Origin of the sequence: Xanthomonas sp. fls2-241-TYG-148, assembly GCF_030208815.1 — a bacterium.
GTDB lineage: Bacteria > Pseudomonadota > Gammaproteobacteria > Xanthomonadales > Xanthomonadaceae > Xanthomonas > Xanthomonas campestris.
On record NZ_JARVTE010000003.1, the window covers coordinates 317,745 to 333,403 of the forward strand.

Consider the following 15,659-nt stretch of genomic DNA (forward strand, 5'->3'; position numbering starts at 1 on the left):
CCACGATGGTCGCCAAATCGACGCACACCGACAAGTCCAATCCCGGCATAGGCCACTGCGCCAAACCGCATTACTGCTGGCGAAGGTGTGGCGTGCAAGCGCTTGGGCCGGCGTGGGTCAGTACTGTGTGCAGGCCCACCTGAAACGTTTCGTAGCGCGGCGTTGCTGATCACTTTGCCGCTCAGAGCCGAGCCGCTGAGCAAGATCGCGCACAAGATCACGCATCAGCAAAAGCGCGCGTTCGTCGAACGCTTCCGTCATGCCTGCTCCGCTGAACGGCGCAGGCGCGGGACTTACCGCGCCGGCGTTGCCAGCTGCACCTCGGCCTTGCCCACCGGATTGCGCGGGTCACTACCACCGCTGAGCACATTGCGGCGCTTGTCCCATTCCACGGTCTGGAAATTACCCCAGACGTGGCTGGAACCGCGGCCGCCCTCGGCGGTGTCGCCCGGCAACTTGAGCGCGTGGCCCATCGCTTCCAGCGCCTTGGCGGTTTGCGGCGAGAACGCATTGCTCTCGGCCTCGATGACGTCCGGCAACCACTGGTGGTGGTAACGCGGCAAGGCACTGACCTGCTGCGCGTCCAGGCCGGCGTCGTAACCCAGGATGCCGAGCAGCACCATGGTGATGATGCGGCTGCCGCCCGGGGTGCCGAGCACGGCGACCTTGTCGGCCGACTCCATGAAGGTGGGCGTCATCGAGCTGAGCATGCGCTTGCCCGGCTTGGGCGCGTTGGCGGCATAGCCCATCACGCCAAACGCGTTCGGGGTGCCGGGCTTGAGCGCAAAGTCGTCCATCTCGTCGTTGAGCAGCACGCCGGTGCCCTTGGGGATCAGCCCGGAGCCGTACAGCAGGTTCACCGTCTGGGTGGCGCCCACGCGGTTGCCTTCGCCATCGATGATGGAAAAGTGCGTGGTCTCGTCGTCTTCCAGCGGCGTCGGGTTGCCCGACAGCAGGTTGCTCGGCGTGGCCTTGTCCGGATTGATGGTGGCACGCAGGCCCTGCGCGTAATCCTTGCTGGTCAGCACGCGCTGCGGCACATCGACAAAGTCCGGGTCGCCCAGGAAAAAGGTGCGGTCGCGGTAAGCGCGGCGCATCGCTTCCACCACCAAATGGGTGCGGTGCGCGTCGTCGAGTGTGTTCAAGTCCCAGCCTTCCAGGATCTGCAGCATCGCCGCGAGTGCAATGCCGCCGGAGGACGGCGGTGGCGCGGTGGTGACCTTCCAGCCGCGGTAATCGAACTGGATCGGCGTGCGCTCCTTGACCTGATACCCGGCCAGCTCGGCCGCGGTCCAGCGCCCACCGGCCTGCTTGACGCCGGCCAGCAGCTTCTTGGCGGTCTCGCCCTTGTAGAAACCGTCAAAGCCTTTGTCGCCCAGCAGCGTCAGAGTGTGTGCGAGCTCGGGCTGCTTGAAGACGTCGCCTTCGGCAATGGGTTTTCCGCCGCGCAAGTAAACCTCGCGCGTGCCGGGGTAGCGCTCCATCACTTCGCGCCGCGAGGCGTAGCCCTTGGCCATGCGCGCATACACCGGGAAGCCGTCGGTAGCGATGCGGATCGCCGGTGCCAGCGATTGGGTGAGCGGCAGCCGGCCGTGCTTGGCCGCCAGTTCCACCAGCGCCGCCGGCAAGCCGGGGATGCCAGCCGACCACGGGCCATTGACCGAGCGGTCGCGGTCCAGCCCGCCGTTCTTGTCCAAAAACTGTGCGGAAGTGGCGGACTCCGGCGCGTACTCGCGCGCGTCCAGCATCACGTCCTTGCCGGTCTTGGCCTCGTGCAACAGGAAGAACCCGCCGCCGCCCAGCCCCGAGCTGATTGGTTCGACCACCGCCAGCGTGGACGACACCGCGATCGCCGCATCGAAGGCATTGCCGCCTTCGCGCAGGATCTGCAGCCCGGCATCGGTGGCCAGCGCGTGGCCACTGGCGACCGCCGCACCCGGCGGATGCGTGGCGGTGCCGGCAGGCGGCGGCGTGGCCGCTGCGGCGTCGGGCTGGGCCGACCACGCGGCTGGGGCGACCACGAAGGCCAGCAACAACAGGCCACGCGGGAACAAGCGTCGGGGGGAAGTGATCACGGGGCGGGAGGCTCCTGTTCGTACAGTTCGGGATGATCGCGCTGCAGCTGCATGAGCTTGGCCAGCAATTGATCATGTGTTTCCGGGATCGCCGGGTCCGGGTCGATGCATTCGACCGGGCACACCACCACGCACTGCGCCTCGTCGAAATGACCCACACATTCAGTGCAGCGCGCCGGATCGATCACATAGATGGTTTCGCCCATCGAGATGGCCTGATTCGGGCACGCCGGCTCGCAGACGTCGCAGTTGACGCACAGCTCGTTGATCTTCAGCGACATGTGGAGGCCACCTGCGGGGCCAGGCCCAGGCGAAGCAGCTGCTCGCGCGCGACGGCGCAGGCACTGCGATGGACGCCGCCGGTGGCGGTGTCGGGGAACGGCCCCGAAGGGCCGACCCGGATGGAGTGCAACGTCAGCAGCATGGTGCGTTTCCACGCCGCGGCCGGATGCGCCCTCCCGCGCACCCGGCCTGGTACGGCATTACTTGGCTTCAACGAAGATGTATTCCGCGCCCTTGGGCTGGATGATGGTCTGCACGCGCGCGTTCTCGGCGGCATTGCCGATGAACAACACGCGCACGCCCTTCATCGAATCCGGCTGCACGTCCTTGAACGCGGCTTCGATCAGGTCGGCCATCTTGGTGGAGGCCGACGAACCGAAGGCCAGCATGTTGCCCGGCTGCACGCCACGGGCCAGCGCGGTCTTGACGCTTTCCAGCTGACGCTCGTAGCTGCCGGCGAACTCGGCATCGGATTCCGGCGGCAAGTAGTACAGGAACGGGCTGTTGGTGGTGGTGCCCAGGTTCTGGCCAACCACTTCCTGCAGGTACTTCTTCCAGCCGGCGTTGTCGTCCTTGGCCGGAGCGGTCAGCGCAGCCGGAGCGGCAGCGGCGGTCGGTGCCGGCTCTTCCTTCTTGCAGGCGGTGACGGCCAGAGCGGCGATCGAAGCGAGCGCCAGCGCGCGCATGGTGTGTTTCATGAAACTCCTCCCTTTGAAAAGCGTGTGGTGGTGTTGACTGTTGAGACGGTTCAGACCTGGGCGCGCGATTCACGCACCTGGCGCAAGGCATCGACGACCGACGCCGGAACGAAGCCGGACACATCCCCGCCCAGCCGCGCAATTTCGCGCACCAGCGAAGACGAGATGAAGCTGTACTGCTCGGCCGGGGTGAGGAACAGCGTTTCCACCTCCGGGATCAGATGGCGATTCATGCTGGCCATCTGGAATTCGTATTCGAAGTCGGACACCGCACGCAGGCCGCGCAGCAGCACGCCGGCGCCCATGTCGCGCACGAAATGCGCCAGCAAGGTATCGAAACCGCGCACTTCCACATTGGCATGCGCCGCCAGGGCTTCCTGGGCGAGTTCGACGCGCCGCTCCAACGGCAGCGCCGGGCCCTTGGACGGGCTGTAGGCAACGCCCACCACCACACGCTCGAACAGCGGCGCGGCGCGATTCACCAGGTCGATATGGCCATTGGTGATCGGGTCGAAGGTACCGGGATAGACAGCGGTGCGGCTGTTGGCCACGCTCATACGGAAGCTACCGGGGTCGGATCGCCGTTCAGTGTAGCAGCGGCCCGGCGATACAGCGCATAGCGCACCTCACGGGTGGCGCCCTCACGGTGCAGGTGCCAGCCCGGCGGTACCTGCGGCGGCAGCTCGGCCGGCGTTTCCAGGTACAGCCAGGCCTCTGCAGCCAGATGCGGCGAGAGCCGTTCCAGCACCGGCGCCCACAAACCGGCGGCGAATGGCGGGTCGACAAACACCAGATCCACCTGGCTGGTGGGCGCGCGCTCCAGCCAGCGCAGCGCATCGTCCTGTAGCACCTGCACCTGCTCGGCGGCGCCCAGCCGGGCCACGTGCTCACGCAGGCGTTGCGCCAGCCCGGGGTCGCGTTCGATCAGCAGCGCATGCGCGGCACCCCGCGAGACTGCCTCCAGCCCCAGCGCGCCGGAGCCGGCGAACAGGTCAAGTACGCGCGCACCAGCCAGGCGCGGCATCAGCCAGTTGAACAGCGTTTCGCGTACGCGGTCGCTGCTGGGCCGCAACCCGGGCAGCTGTGGCACCGACAAACGCGTATTGCGCCAGCGCCCGCCCACGATGCGCACCTGCCCTTCCGCCGCGCCGCTGGCCGGCCGTGCAGCGCGGCTCATCGGCGCACGCACGTGGTCGGCTGATGAAGGCAAGGCAGCAACAGGGCGGCAGGCGTCATGGGCAGGCAATGAAAGAACCGGTGCCCATGATAGCGCTGCGGCCGCCATGGCCGCGCCGTGCCCCGGGCGGCCGCTGCATTGCTGAATCCTGCGGTGGGGCCTTGAAAAATTTCGCATGCAGCCTCATCCCCCAGGCCATAGGCCGCACAGCGGCCCAGGCCACCACGGAGCACGACCACAATGACCGTTGATACCGACAAGCAGACGCTGGGCTTCCAGACCGAGGTCAAGCAGCTGCTGCAGCTGATGATCCACTCGCTGTATTCCAACAAGGAAATCTTCCTGCGCGAACTGGTTTCCAATGCCGCCGACGCCGCCGACAAGCTGCGCTTCGAAGCCCTGGTCAAGCCCGAGCTGCTGGAAGGCAGCGGCGAGCTGCGCATCCGCGTCGACTTCGACAAGGAGGCGCGCACCGTCACCATCGACGACAACGGCATCGGCATGAGCCGCGAGGACGCCGTGTCCCACCTGGGCACCATCGCCAAGTCCGGCACTGCCGACTTCCTCAAGCATCTCAGCGGCGACCAGAAGAAGGACGCCAACCTCATTGGCCAGTTCGGCGTGGGGTTCTACAGCGCCTTCATCGTTGCCGACCAGGTCGATGTGTATTCGCGCCGCGCCGGCCTGCCCGCCAGCGACGGCGTGCATTGGTCCTCGCGCGGTGAGGGCGAGTTCGAGGTCGCCAGCGTCGACAAGCCCGAGCGCGGCACCCGCATCGTGTTGCAGCTGAAGGACGGCGAAGAGTCCTTTGCCGATGGCTGGACCCTGCGCGACATCCTCAAGAAGTATTCCGATCACATCGGCCTGCCGATCGAAATGCGCAAGGAGCACTACGGCGAAGACGCCGACAAGCCCGCCGAACCCGAGTGGGAAGTGGTCAACCGCGCCAGCGCGCTGTGGACCCGCCCCAAGTCCGAGATCAAGGACGAGGAGTACCAGGAGTTCTATAAGCACGTCGCGCACGATGCCGGTAATCCGCTGGCGTGGAGCCATAACAAGGTCGAAGGCAAGCTGGATTACACCTCGCTGCTGTTCGTACCCGGCCGCGCCCCGTTCGACCTGTACCACCGCGATTCGGCCAAGGGCCTGAAGCTGTACGTGCAGCGCGTTTTCATCATGGACCAGGCCGAGCAGTTCCTGCCGCTGTACCTGCGTTTCATCAAGGGCGTGGTGGATTCGGCCGACCTGTCGCTCAATGTCTCGCGCGAGATCCTGCAGTCCGGCCCGGTGGTGGATTCGATGAAGTCCGCGCTGACCAAGCGTGCGCTGGACATGCTGGAAAAACTGGCCAAGGACAAGCCCGAGGACTACGCCACCTTCTGGCGCAACTTCGGCCAGGCGCTGAAGGAAGGCCCCGCCGAGGACTACGCCAACCGCGAAAAGGTCGCCGGCCTGCTGCGTTTCTCGTCCACCCACGACACCACCGGCGCGCAAAGCGTGGCGCTGGCCGATTACGTGGGCCGCATGACCGAGGGTCAGGACAAGCTGTACTACCTCACCGGCGAAAGCTACGCGCAGATCAAGGACAGCCCGCACCTGGAGGTGTTCCGCAAGAAGGGCATCGAAGTGCTGCTGCTCACCGACCGCATCGACGAATGGCTGATGAGCTACCTCACCGAATTCGACGGCAAGTCGTTCGTGGACGTGGCCCGTGGCGATCTGGATCTGGGCAAGCTGGATTCGGAAGAAGACAAGAAGGCGCAGGAAGAAGTGGCCAAATCCAAGGAGGGCCTGGCCTCGCGCATCAAGGCCGCCCTGGGCGACGACGTGGCCGAAGTGCGCGTCTCGCACCGCCTGACCGACTCCCCCGCCATCCTGGCCATCGGACAGGGCGACCTGGGCCTGCAGATGCGTCAGCTGCTCGAAGCCAGCGGCCAGGCCGTGCCGGAAACCAAGCCGGTGTTCGAATTCAACCCGGCCCACCCGCTGATCGAGAAACTGGATGCGGAACAGGATATGGACCGCTTCGGCGACCTGAGCCGGGTGTTGTTCGACCAGGCTGCGCTGGCGGCGGGTGATAGCCTCAAGGATCCGGCCGGTTACGTGCGGCGGTTGAATAAGTTGTTGTTGGAGTTGTCGGCTTAGGCCACATCAAATTTGAGCCTCTAAGACCGGCGTAATTGCCGGTCTTGTTTTTGAGACGATGCTTACTTAGAGAAGGCCTGAGCAACTCCCTTTGATGCTGCCACATTGGATCAACGAACCGAGCAGACGATCTCGATGCAACTGTCTTTCGGCTAAGCGGAGTAAATTGGCAAGCGCACCCGGTCTGGTCAAGAACACTGCGCAGGTGCTGACGCTCTTTTCGCTGTCGAACCTATGGCTGAATAGAAAAAAATTGATACCTACCCTGGGCAAGGTGTGGTTGAAATCGGGGCAACACCCGAAATGCGCCGAAAATAGCGAAAAACCAACGCCTGAGCTCAGTCAGCGCGACCAATGTGACTCACCGCATTTTCTAGCCACGTTGATCAGACTATCCCCAAGGTATTGGTATTGAAGACACGGGGTGAATGCTTGGCGGAGCAGGACCTCGTGGCACCTGTTGGCGGGGATGCCGGGGTTACCGCAGCAACGCCGAATCACGACAAGGCCGAACTGCGCCACCATCAGTAACGCCTGCTCCACGATGGCGCTCGGCACGTTGTCGCAGTCGACTGGTCTGAACTCGTTACATTTGGGGTGCCCCGAGCCGCTGCCGCTGACGAGGCCGCCCTTACTCAGACGATCTTTCTGTCCGCAAACGCCTCGCTTGTCGCCGCATCACTAATCCGATATCGTCGAGACTAGCTACACCCTTCGTGGGACTGGTTGTAATCACCACCGCTGCCAGCGTGGGATGGGTGGGAATGGATTCCTAACTGATGCTGCAAGTGCAGCTGACAAGGAGTGTTGCCGTGTCAATTCGGGCCGTTGCGTGTCTCTCTGTTTACTCAGTCCCGTCAAAGGGCGCGCGTTGCGCAGCGCTCTTGATACCGTTTGTTTTTAGTGCCTATGGGTTACTAGGCGCTAGCCCTGCGCACGCCCAAACCCCGCCTAAAGCTACATTCTGCGCGCTGTCCCTCGGCTGCTACGACACGATGGAGAAGGCTGCCGATGCCCTTCGCAACTCCAAGGACTATCAAGGCATCGGTCAGTATTTGAAGGCCTACTCAAGAGGTTTTTTGAATCGGGGAGCGGGAGAGGTCTGGACCTACTTCCGCGTCCCGTCTCTAAAGGCCACCTCGGTCTCTAGCCCGTCCTATGGGGTAAATTTGGGAATCTACGGGGTCGGAAACCCCGGCTGCACAGCATCCCCAGAGTTTGGATCAAGTTGGTGCACGGATGAAGGCGCACTCATCGCCAAGTCCTTGGACACCCTAACGGCCAAGGTCGGGAAATCGTGTTCACTTCAGTCCAATGTTCAAACGTCGGACTACAACACGACGGGGCTGGGCCTCCTTCCCAATGGCGATGTTGGTTACAGCTCGGATAAGTATTTCACCGCGACCTTTAATTGTGTGTCGAACTCGGGTGCACCGGTATCGACGTCGCAGCGCTGGAATGTTTACAAGAAGCGCAAGTTGACTTGCGAAGCTAACTTCACACCTTACCTTCGAGACTCAATTCTTACAGAGGCCACTCTCGCGACGGAGCCTGTTTGTAGGCCCAAGAACGACGATAACACCTGGGTCACGTCGCCCTTGAAGCAGTTCCAAAGTTGCAGCACAAACAACCCTTGCCATCCCACGACAGGCGACAAGTCTCGCGAAGAGAAAGACTTTGAGTTCGCAGGTCGTTCTTTCAATCGCTATTATCATTCCGTCAATCAGACCAAGAGTGTCATACCGGTCGGAGAGGGCTGGTCGTTGAGTTACAGCGACCGATTCGACAGTTCCAACACAGCCTATCTCGACGAGGCGGGCAACAGGGATGTTTTCACCACGGTTGCTGCTGGCACCGGCCGTGCCCGGAATTCGGGGCGACTATATCGCCGCATCAGCAACAGCACTACGTATTACCGGGTCATCGAAGAAACTGGCGAATACCGCGATTTCGGCAAGGATGGCGAGCTGCTCGCGGTGCGCAATCCAGCCTCGCCGGACCGTGACGTAACCGTGGTCTACGACGGCACACGCATTACGCGGCTGGTTGATGGCCATGGCCGCGCGCTGACGTTCGCCTATACGGACGGGCGTGTCACGGGCATGGAGATTCCGGGTGGCGGAATCGTTCTTTACGACTACGATGTTGACGGTAATTTGATTGCCGCCACGTATCCCGATGGTGCGAAGCGCATTTACCACTATCACGAGAAGGGACTTGCGGAACCTCAGCTGGTCAACTATTTAACTGGTATCACCGGGGAGAGCGGTCAGCGCTATGCATCGTTTGGTTACGACACCTATGGACGCGTGATAAGCAGCGTTCTCCATGGCGATACCGGGGCGGTCGATGGAGTGACTCTGAACTACGTGGCCGAAGGCGTCACGGAAGTCACCCAGGCATCTGGAGCGGTCAAGCGCTTCGAGTATGGGTCTACCATTTTCAGCCCGGTCAACAACGTAACCGAAGGCGCAGCAAGCACGTCCAACACCTACTTCAGCGATGGTCGGCTGCAAAGCGTGACGGACGCATCGGGCAGCAAGGTTTCCTACGAATACGCGCCGGCGTATCAATCGGCGGTGACGGTCGGCGACGGTATGCCGGAGGCGGTGCGCACCGAGAGCGTGAGGGATGCGCTGACCCACCAATTGACCGAGCTCAATGTGAAGGGGGCGCAGGGGCTGGTTGTGTCCAAGCGATGGACTCGCAATGAGCGTGGCCAAGCACTGACCCAGGTCGAGCAAGATGCCGTTTCCGGGAAGCAGCGTCAGCAGACCTTCACCTATTGCGAGCAGGCCGACGTAACCGCAGGAAGCTGCCCCCTGGTGGGAGTGCTGCTGCGTGTGGACGGAGCGCGAACAGATCTCAGCGACGCCACCACATACGACTACTATCCCGCGGCTCAGGGCGGGGACCTGAAGTCGATCACCAACGCAGTGGGCCAGGTCACCCAGTTCCTTAGTTACGATAGCGCCGGCCGCCTGCTGTCGCAGAAGGATCCGAATGGGGTCGTGACCGACTACAGCTACGATGCGCGAGGTCGGCTGACGGCAAGCTTCGTCCGGGGACAGGACAGCGGCTCGGAGGCGGATGACCGCATTACGCGCTACAGCTATTGGCCCACCGGCTTGGTCAAGCAGGTTGCGCTGCCGGGTGGCGACGTGTCTGACTTCGCCTACGACAGCGCATTCCGGCTGACCAAGGTATCGGATCGTTACGGCAACTCCTTCGTCTACACGCTGGACACGTCGGGACACCGGATCAAGGAGGACATCAAGGACGCCAAGAACACCTTGATGTTCACGGTGTCCCGTATTTACGACGAACTCGGTCGCCTGACGACGCAGGCGGATGCGCAAGGCAACCCGACCGATTTTGCCTACGACGCGGTCGGCACGATGAAGGGGCGAACCGACGCCCTGGGCCGGTCTAGCGCCTACACATACGATGCCCTGCATCGCTTGAAGCAGAGTATCGAAGACGCCGGCGGCATCAAGGCGACGAGCGCTTTTCAATACGACGTGCTTGGACAACCGTCAGTGGTGACGGATCCGAAAGGCTTGAAGACGACCTACCAGCGCAATGGTCTGGGTGAACTGTTGGCGCTGCAGAGTCCCGACACGGGCAGCACCGGCTTCACCTACGACGACGCAGGAAATGTGCTGTCTAGGAAGGACGCAGCCAACCGACAGGCCACCTACACCTACGATGCCTTAAACCGCCCAGTGTCGCTGACCTATGCCGATGCAGCGCTTGAGACCCGTTTTGTCTACGACGTGGCCCCGGCCGTCTGCGTGGCGGGAGAGCAGTTTGCAGCCGGGCGCCTAGCCAGCATGAAGGACGGCAGCGGCACGACGCAGTATTGCTACAACCGGTTCGGCGACTTGGTGCGCAAGGTCCAGACGACCAATGGCAAGGCATTGATGGTCCGTTATGCCTATACGGCAGGCGGGAACCTGACGAGCATGGTCTATCCGGACGGGGCGATGGTTGACTATGTGCGCAATGAGCTGGGGCAGATCGCCGAGGTGGGCTATACCGCGCCTGGAGGCTCGCGCGAGATATTGGTCAAGGGTGTCACGTATTTGCCGATGGGCCCGGTGGCCGGCTGGACCTATGGCAACGGCCGCGTGCTGACCCGAGCTTACGACCAGGATTACCGCCCCAAGGCCATTCAGGACAAAGCGGTTGGCGGTCTGGACGTTGGGTTTGGGTTCGATGAGGTGGGCAATCTCAACTCACTGACCCCAGCCGGCAATCCAACGCCGGACATCGGCCTGGGTTACGACACGCTGGGCCGCCTCACAGCCCTCACCGACGGTGTCACCGGAACCGTCATTGATGGATATAGCTATGACGCCACCGGCAATCGCCTCAGCGCCAAGGTCGGCAGCGTGACACAGGCTTACACCTATCCAACGACCAATCATCGCCTGAGTGCATTAGCCGGCGTGGCGCGCACCTACGACAAGACAGGCAATACGCTGAGCATCGGTGGCAAGGCGCGGGAGTTCCCCTACGACGCATCCGGCCGCATGAGCATGGTCAAGCGTGCAGGCGCGGTGGTGATGAACTACCGCTACAACGGTAAAGGCGAGCAGGTGCGCCGCTTCCTCGGCACCACCAACACCTACACGCTTTACGATGAAGCCGGCCACTGGCTGGGCGACTACGACACCAATGGCGCGCCCAAGCAGCAGGCGATCTGGCTGGACGACCTACCGGTCGGCTTGCTAGCCAGCGCAAACAAGCTGCACTACATCGAACCCGATCACTTGGGCAGCCCGCGTGTGGTGGTTGACCCGGTTCGTAACGTGGCGGTGTGGAGCTGGAGCCTAAAGGGCGAGGCCTTCGGCAACACCGCGCCGAATCAGGATCCGGATGGCGATGGTGCGGCGTTGGTGTTGGATATGCGCTTTCCGGGGCAGCGGTTTGATGCCGCTAGCGGGTTGAATCAGAATTACTTTAGAGATTCCGAAACTTCTACGGGCCGTTATGTCCAAGCCGATTCGATCGGACAACTTGGAGGGTTGTCTCTATACAGTTATGTTAAAAATTCGCCATACTCGTTCAAAGACCCCGATGGTCGGCAAGCAATACTATTCGGCACCAATTCCATGGCGCCAGGTGCGACAGCTTTAGGTAGTCATGGCATTCAGGATCGCAATGAGCTTATGGATGATGGAAGTTTTGGGGATTACAGAGGCAACCCTTTAAGCCCGTTATTCGACATCGTGCAACAAATGGCTTCGCCAGGCAATCAAGCTGATAGCGGCGTTGTGCAGATTGTTAACAAAATTCAAAGCGATGCTGTTCTTGCTGGCCGCAAACGACCCGATCGCTGCGAAGTTTTGCAGCAGCTGATTGATAGTGGAATGATTCCCGCTAAGGCAGCAAAGGCAACGCAAAAGGCTTGGGGTTGTAGACCTTCAAGAATGTCAAAAGATCGCTGTTAAAATTTGGACCAAGACGATGATCGAAGATGATCAAGATGAAATGGATTTTCAACTATGGAATGAACTGGAGGGTGCGCCCCTTGACCAGTTGCATCAAGAGCTAAAGTCTAATGACCGGGACAGAAGGTATGCAGCTGCCAGGCTATTGCATAGCCGTGGCGACAGCTCAACATTCAATTTCGCACTTGAAATGGCGAAAAGCACATCTCCCGCTTGTAGAGAAATTGCAGCATTTTTGATGGGGCAGCTACCTGAATTAGATTTTTCCTCCAGAAATACTTTTATAGAAGTCCTTGCAACTATGTTAACGGGTGACTCCGACAACCTGGTGAAATCATCCTCAGCATCCGCTCTTGGTCATCTTAGAGCTGTCGAAAAATTGAAAGAACTAATCAATGCAGCGAACGACAACGATACGCGAGTGAGGGAAAATGTAGCATTCGCGGCCGGCAAAATTGATACTCCCGAAGCGATCAAACTTCTTATTGGTTTATCTTATGACCAAGATATTGCAGTGGTAGAGTGGGCGACATTGGGATTAACAAATAGCTCCCATACGGCAACCAGCATTGTTGCAGACAGGTTGACTGAGCTTGCAAGCCACTCAAATCGGGAAATTCGTGAAACAGCAATAGCGGCACTGGCCAATACTGGCAATAAAAATATTATGCCTTCATTATTGCGAGCGCTTGAAGAAGACGAGGTTAACTTTTCAATTATCGATGCCGCCGGGCAATTGGGCGATCGCCGTGCTTTACCTCTGCTTCTCGATCTGGCACGTAATTGTCGGGGAGATATCCCAAATGTGTTGCTCAATTCAATTTCAAAGCTTGGCGGGGCGGACTAGATAGTCGACCCTGAAAAACCCCACCAATCAATCACCGCAAGGGTTCATCGGCAGCGATGCATTGTAGAGCCGCCAGTTTCGTTAGGTTCTAGGCTGGTTTCTGGCGATTTCCGCTTCCGCCCATGCGTACCCTCCGTCCTGCTGTCGAGGACAGATGCACCGGCGCGTTGTAGTTCACGCTGAAAAACCAGATGATGCGGCATCCGCTGGCGCAATTGAGTCAGCGAATGCCATGGCTCGTGTTGTGAAGCAGGCGCTGTCGCCGCGCTTACCGGCCACGCCAACCGGCTGCAGTCACACGGAACTGCCTGTGCGCTTGATGGCTGGCTTGCTGAGAGGAGGTCAGCGTCTGGAAACCTCCAGCGATAGCCGGATCAATTTTACGCGGGGGCTGACATCCCGAGGGGAAAGAGATTTGGTATTGCACGGCTGTGTTTTTACGCTTGGCTGCGCGCTGGCCTTCTTGGCTCTCCGGTGCAGTTCTCTTCAGATGTCTAGCAGATTTCCCGTCATCCCCATTCGACATGCGCCCGCTGCAGCGTTTACTTTCACGCCGACTCCAGCACCCAACATCCGAACGCAGGCCCGGCCGAGTAGCCGGTCTCCGGTTCGATGCGGATCTGAAGGGTTGCGCGGCCGGCGACCACTGCAGGCAAGGCGTAATCCACATCGACGAAGTCCAGGCCGCGGTTACCGTCGAGGCGTTCGTTGGCAATAAGTTCGCCGTCGGCGAGGATGCGGAAGCGGCGGCGGGTTTCGTCGCCCCAGTAGCGCAGGCGCAGCACGCGGGCGGTTGCGGTGTTGCGCAGGGTAAAGGCGATGAAGCCACCGGTGCGGGCGTCGCGGCCGGCGCGGCGGCGGTAGCTCAGTGCGTAGGAGCCGTCGCTCTGCAGGGCGTGCGCTTTTTCAGACGCGTCGTCGCCCAGGGCGACCCAGTCCAGTGCACTGGCATCGAGCGCACGCTGGCGTGCGGCTGCGGCGTCCTGTTCGGCCTGGCGTTGCTGCCAATCCGTGGCGCTGCGGTGTTCCAGATAGACCGCGCTGCGGCGGTCGAACTGCGCGTAGAACGGTGAAAAGCGCCAGTGTTGGCCGCCGTCGCTGTAGACGTAGCTGCCCTGCTCTGCCGCTGGTTGCAGCTGCTGCAGGACCTCGTCACCGCCAATCAGCGCCGGCGTCTTGCCCGACCACGGCGTGGCGGCATCGCCCAGATCTGCCGCCAGCACCAGTGGCCCGCGCAGCAGCGAGACCCAGGCGGGGTCATCGGGCGTGGCTTCCAGCCGCAATGGCATTTGCAGGCTGAGGTTGAGCGTGTCGCCTGGGTGCCAGATGCGCGTGACCCGCAGATAGCCATCGACCGGCGCTGCGTCCACGACCGCGCCATTGAGCTGCAGCACCGGCGTGGCCGTCCAGCCGGGTACCCGCAGCGAGAGCGTGCGCTGCGCTGCCGGGGCAGCGTTGATACGCAGCGAGACGCTGCCTTGCGCCGGCAGCGCGCTGTGCAAGGTCATGTCCAGCCCGGCTGCGTTACGCACGCGCGACGGCACATACAGATTGATCGCCACGCCCTGCCCGTCTTCCCAGTAAATCGAGTCGCCGAACTGGGCATGCGCCTCCATGCCGCTGCCGACGCAACACCAGAAATCGTCGAACGGCGATGACCAGCCGCGCGCCTCGCCGGCCAGCATCGGTGTCATGTAGGTGAACATGCCGGTGCGTGGATGCTGCTGCGCCATCACGTGATTGAGCAGCGTGCGCTCGTAGTAATCGAAGTACGCGGCTTGCGGGCCCCATTGGTACAGGTGCCGGGTGAGCTTGAGCATGTTGTAGCTGGAACAATGTTCGCAGGTCTGCTCGGTGAGGAAGCGTGCGATGCTGTCCGGTTGCTGGAAATATTCGCGGTCGCCATTGCCACCGATCACATAGCTGTGATGGTCGGTGACGGTATTCCAGAAGAACCGCGCCGCCGCGCCGGAAGCCGCATCACCGGTCACTTCATACTCGCGGGCCAGACCGATGAGTTTGGGGATGTTGGTGTTGGAATGCTGGTGCACCAGTTCGTCACGTTGTGCGACCAGCGGGTCGAGCACGGCGTGATGATGCAGGCGCTGCGCCAGTGCCAACCATTGCGCATCGCCGGTGCGCACATGCAACTCAACGAAGGACTCGTTGAGCCCGCCGAACTCACACGACAACACCTTCTGCAGCTGCGTGTCGTCCAGTACGGCAAAGATACCTTGCAGGTAGCCGGCCAGTGCCACCGCCACCTGCAGTGCCTGCGCGTTGTCGCAATGCGCATGCACGTCGAGCAGGCCGGCGAACAGCTTGTGCCAGGTGTACAGCGGTGCCCAGCTGCCGTTGAGATAGAACGGTAGCGGCTCGATCTTGCCGCGTTTGAGTTCGTCGAACACCTCGCGGCCACTCTCGATCTCGCCGGCCGCATTCTTGCGGGTGAAGCCGGCCACGTAGCCATCGCCGGCATGCGCCTGGCAGCGTGCGAGTTCGGCCACCAGATAGCTGGCGCGCGTGCGGCACTGCGCATCATGGGTTTGCGCATGCATCAGCGCCAAGGCACTGAGGTAGTGCCCCAGCGTGTGGCCGGCGATGGTGTCCGCTTCCCAGCCACCGTAGGCGGGGGCCTTGGGATCGAGACCGGCGTACAGCACGAAGTTGTGCAGCAAGCGGTCCGGCTGCAAGCGCATCAGATAACGGCGATTGGTGTGCAACGCATCCAGAAACAGCGACGGCGTCAGCCGCACCTGCGCCAGCGGCACCGCGCGGATGCTGCCGGGCTGCGCAGCGGCGGCCTGGGCTGGAAAACGCAGGAATCCGGCCGCCACCGCCAGGCTGCTCCAGGCCAGAAACCGACGCCGCGACAGGCTCAGCGCAGCATCGTTCACGTCATCATTGGGGTGTGCATGCGTCATCGGACCAGCTTAGCTCCTGTAGGCAACGGCGCAGTGCGCACGCGGTTGCAGTCTG

11 protein-coding genes and 2 pseudogenes are annotated in these 15,659 nt (G+C 61.7%); 5 read left to right on the forward strand and 8 right to left on the reverse strand.

The genetic code is table 11. From position 1 onward, the window contains the following. Positions 1-117 precede the first annotated feature (117 nt). The 7 genes from QRM60_RS06670 to rsmD are packed head-to-tail and all read right to left on the reverse strand — an operon-like array spanning position 118 to position 4,232. Positions 118-261 (reverse strand): hypothetical protein, encoded by a 144-nt coding sequence (locus QRM60_RS06670; protein ID WP_285445840.1) that lies wholly within the window; start codon positions 259-261, stop codon positions 118-120. Positions 262-293: 32 nt separating this feature from the next. Further along, the gene (ggt, locus tag QRM60_RS06675; RefSeq protein ID WP_285445841.1) at positions 294-2,075 is read right to left on the reverse strand and encodes a gamma-glutamyltransferase; all 1,782 of its coding nucleotides are present in this window, start codon (positions 2,073-2,075) and stop codon (positions 294-296) included. After that, positions 2,072-2,356 carry a YfhL family 4Fe-4S dicluster ferredoxin gene (locus QRM60_RS06680; protein WP_003489796.1) on the reverse strand — a complete coding sequence of 95 codons (285 nt, stop codon included), beginning with the start codon at positions 2,354-2,356 and terminating at the stop codon, positions 2,072-2,074. The genes ggt and QRM60_RS06680 overlap by 4 nt, the downstream gene beginning before the upstream one ends. Beyond that, positions 2,347-2,499 carry a hypothetical protein gene (locus tag QRM60_RS06685; RefSeq protein ID WP_019237562.1) on the reverse strand — a complete coding sequence of 51 codons (153 nt, stop codon included), beginning with the start codon at positions 2,497-2,499 and terminating at the stop codon, positions 2,347-2,349. The genes QRM60_RS06680 and QRM60_RS06685 overlap by 10 nt, the downstream gene beginning before the upstream one ends. Before the next feature lie 58 nt (positions 2,500-2,557). Then, the gene (locus QRM60_RS06690; RefSeq protein WP_014508077.1) at positions 2,558-3,055 is read right to left on the reverse strand and encodes a hypothetical protein; all 498 of its coding nucleotides are present in this window, start codon (positions 3,053-3,055) and stop codon (positions 2,558-2,560) included. A 50-nt stretch (positions 3,056-3,105) separates the two neighbouring features. Then, on the reverse strand, positions 3,106-3,612 hold the full coding sequence (coaD, locus tag QRM60_RS06695; protein ID WP_011037533.1) for a pantetheine-phosphate adenylyltransferase: 507 nt from the start codon (positions 3,610-3,612) through the stop codon (positions 3,106-3,108). Next, complete coding sequence (gene rsmD, locus QRM60_RS06700; RefSeq protein ID WP_014508078.1) at positions 3,609-4,232, reverse strand: 16S rRNA (guanine(966)-N(2))-methyltransferase RsmD; 624 nt, start codon at positions 4,230-4,232, stop codon at positions 3,609-3,611. Before rsmD ends, coaD begins: the two co-directional genes overlap by 4 nt. Positions 4,233-4,472: 240 nt before the next feature. Between rsmD and htpG the strand changes: the two genes are divergently transcribed. The 5 genes and pseudogenes from htpG to QRM60_RS06725 all read left to right on the forward strand — a co-directional run. Next, complete coding sequence (gene htpG, locus QRM60_RS06705) at positions 4,473-6,377, forward strand: molecular chaperone HtpG (RefSeq protein ID WP_285445842.1); 1,905 nt, start codon at positions 4,473-4,475, stop codon at positions 6,375-6,377. 181 nt (positions 6,378-6,558) lie between these two features. Beyond that, positions 6,559-6,792, forward strand: a pseudogene (locus QRM60_RS06710) (IS5/IS1182 family transposase); the annotation flags it as partial. A gap of 364 nt (positions 6,793-7,156) precedes the next feature. Next, a complete protein-coding gene (locus tag QRM60_RS06715) occupies positions 7,157-11,833 on the forward strand; it encodes a polymorphic toxin type 34 domain-containing protein (protein ID WP_115556270.1) in 4,677 nt (1,558 codons plus the stop codon). A 16-nt stretch (positions 11,834-11,849) separates the two neighbouring features. Continuing rightward, positions 11,850-12,680 carry a HEAT repeat domain-containing protein gene (locus QRM60_RS06720; RefSeq protein WP_285445843.1) on the forward strand — a complete coding sequence of 277 codons (831 nt, stop codon included), beginning with the start codon at positions 11,850-11,852 and terminating at the stop codon, positions 12,678-12,680. Positions 12,681-12,802: 122 nt separating this feature from the next. Further along, positions 12,803-13,014: pseudogene (locus tag QRM60_RS06725) on the forward strand (IS5/IS1182 family transposase); the annotation flags it as partial. Between the two features lie 214 nt (positions 13,015-13,228). On the opposite strand, the gene QRM60_RS06730 reads toward QRM60_RS06725, so the two are convergent. Continuing rightward, complete coding sequence (locus QRM60_RS06730) at positions 13,229-15,604, reverse strand: glycoside hydrolase family 127 protein (protein ID WP_285445844.1); 2,376 nt, start codon at positions 15,602-15,604, stop codon at positions 13,229-13,231. Positions 15,605-15,659 lie beyond the last annotated feature (55 nt).

Coding starts and splice junctions, on each gene's coding strand:
- QRM60_RS06730 (WP_285445844.1), bottom strand. CDS start 15,604: ATGACGCATGCACACCCCAATGATGACGTGAACGATGCTGCGCTGAGC.
- htpG (WP_285445842.1), top strand. CDS start 4,473: ATGACCGTTGATACCGACAAGCAGACGCTGGGCTTCCAGACCGAGGTC.
- QRM60_RS06685 (WP_019237562.1), bottom strand. CDS start 2,499: ATGCTGCTGACGTTGCACTCCATCCGGGTCGGCCCTTCGGGGCCGTTC.
- QRM60_RS06670 (WP_285445840.1), bottom strand. CDS start 261: ATGACGGAAGCGTTCGACGAACGCGCGCTTTTGCTGATGCGTGATCTT.
- rsmD (WP_014508078.1), bottom strand. CDS start 4,232: ATGAGCCGCGCTGCACGGCCGGCCAGCGGCGCGGCGGAAGGGCAGGTG.
- QRM60_RS06715 (WP_115556270.1), top strand. CDS start 7,157: ATGCTGCAAGTGCAGCTGACAAGGAGTGTTGCCGTGTCAATTCGGGCC.
- QRM60_RS06680 (WP_003489796.1), bottom strand. CDS start 2,356: ATGTCGCTGAAGATCAACGAGCTGTGCGTCAACTGCGACGTCTGCGAG.
- coaD (WP_011037533.1), bottom strand. CDS start 3,612: ATGAGCGTGGCCAACAGCCGCACCGCTGTCTATCCCGGTACCTTCGAC.
- QRM60_RS06720 (WP_285445843.1), top strand. CDS start 11,850: ATGATCGAAGATGATCAAGATGAAATGGATTTTCAACTATGGAATGAA.
- QRM60_RS06690 (WP_014508077.1), bottom strand. CDS start 3,055: ATGAAACACACCATGCGCGCGCTGGCGCTCGCTTCGATCGCCGCTCTG.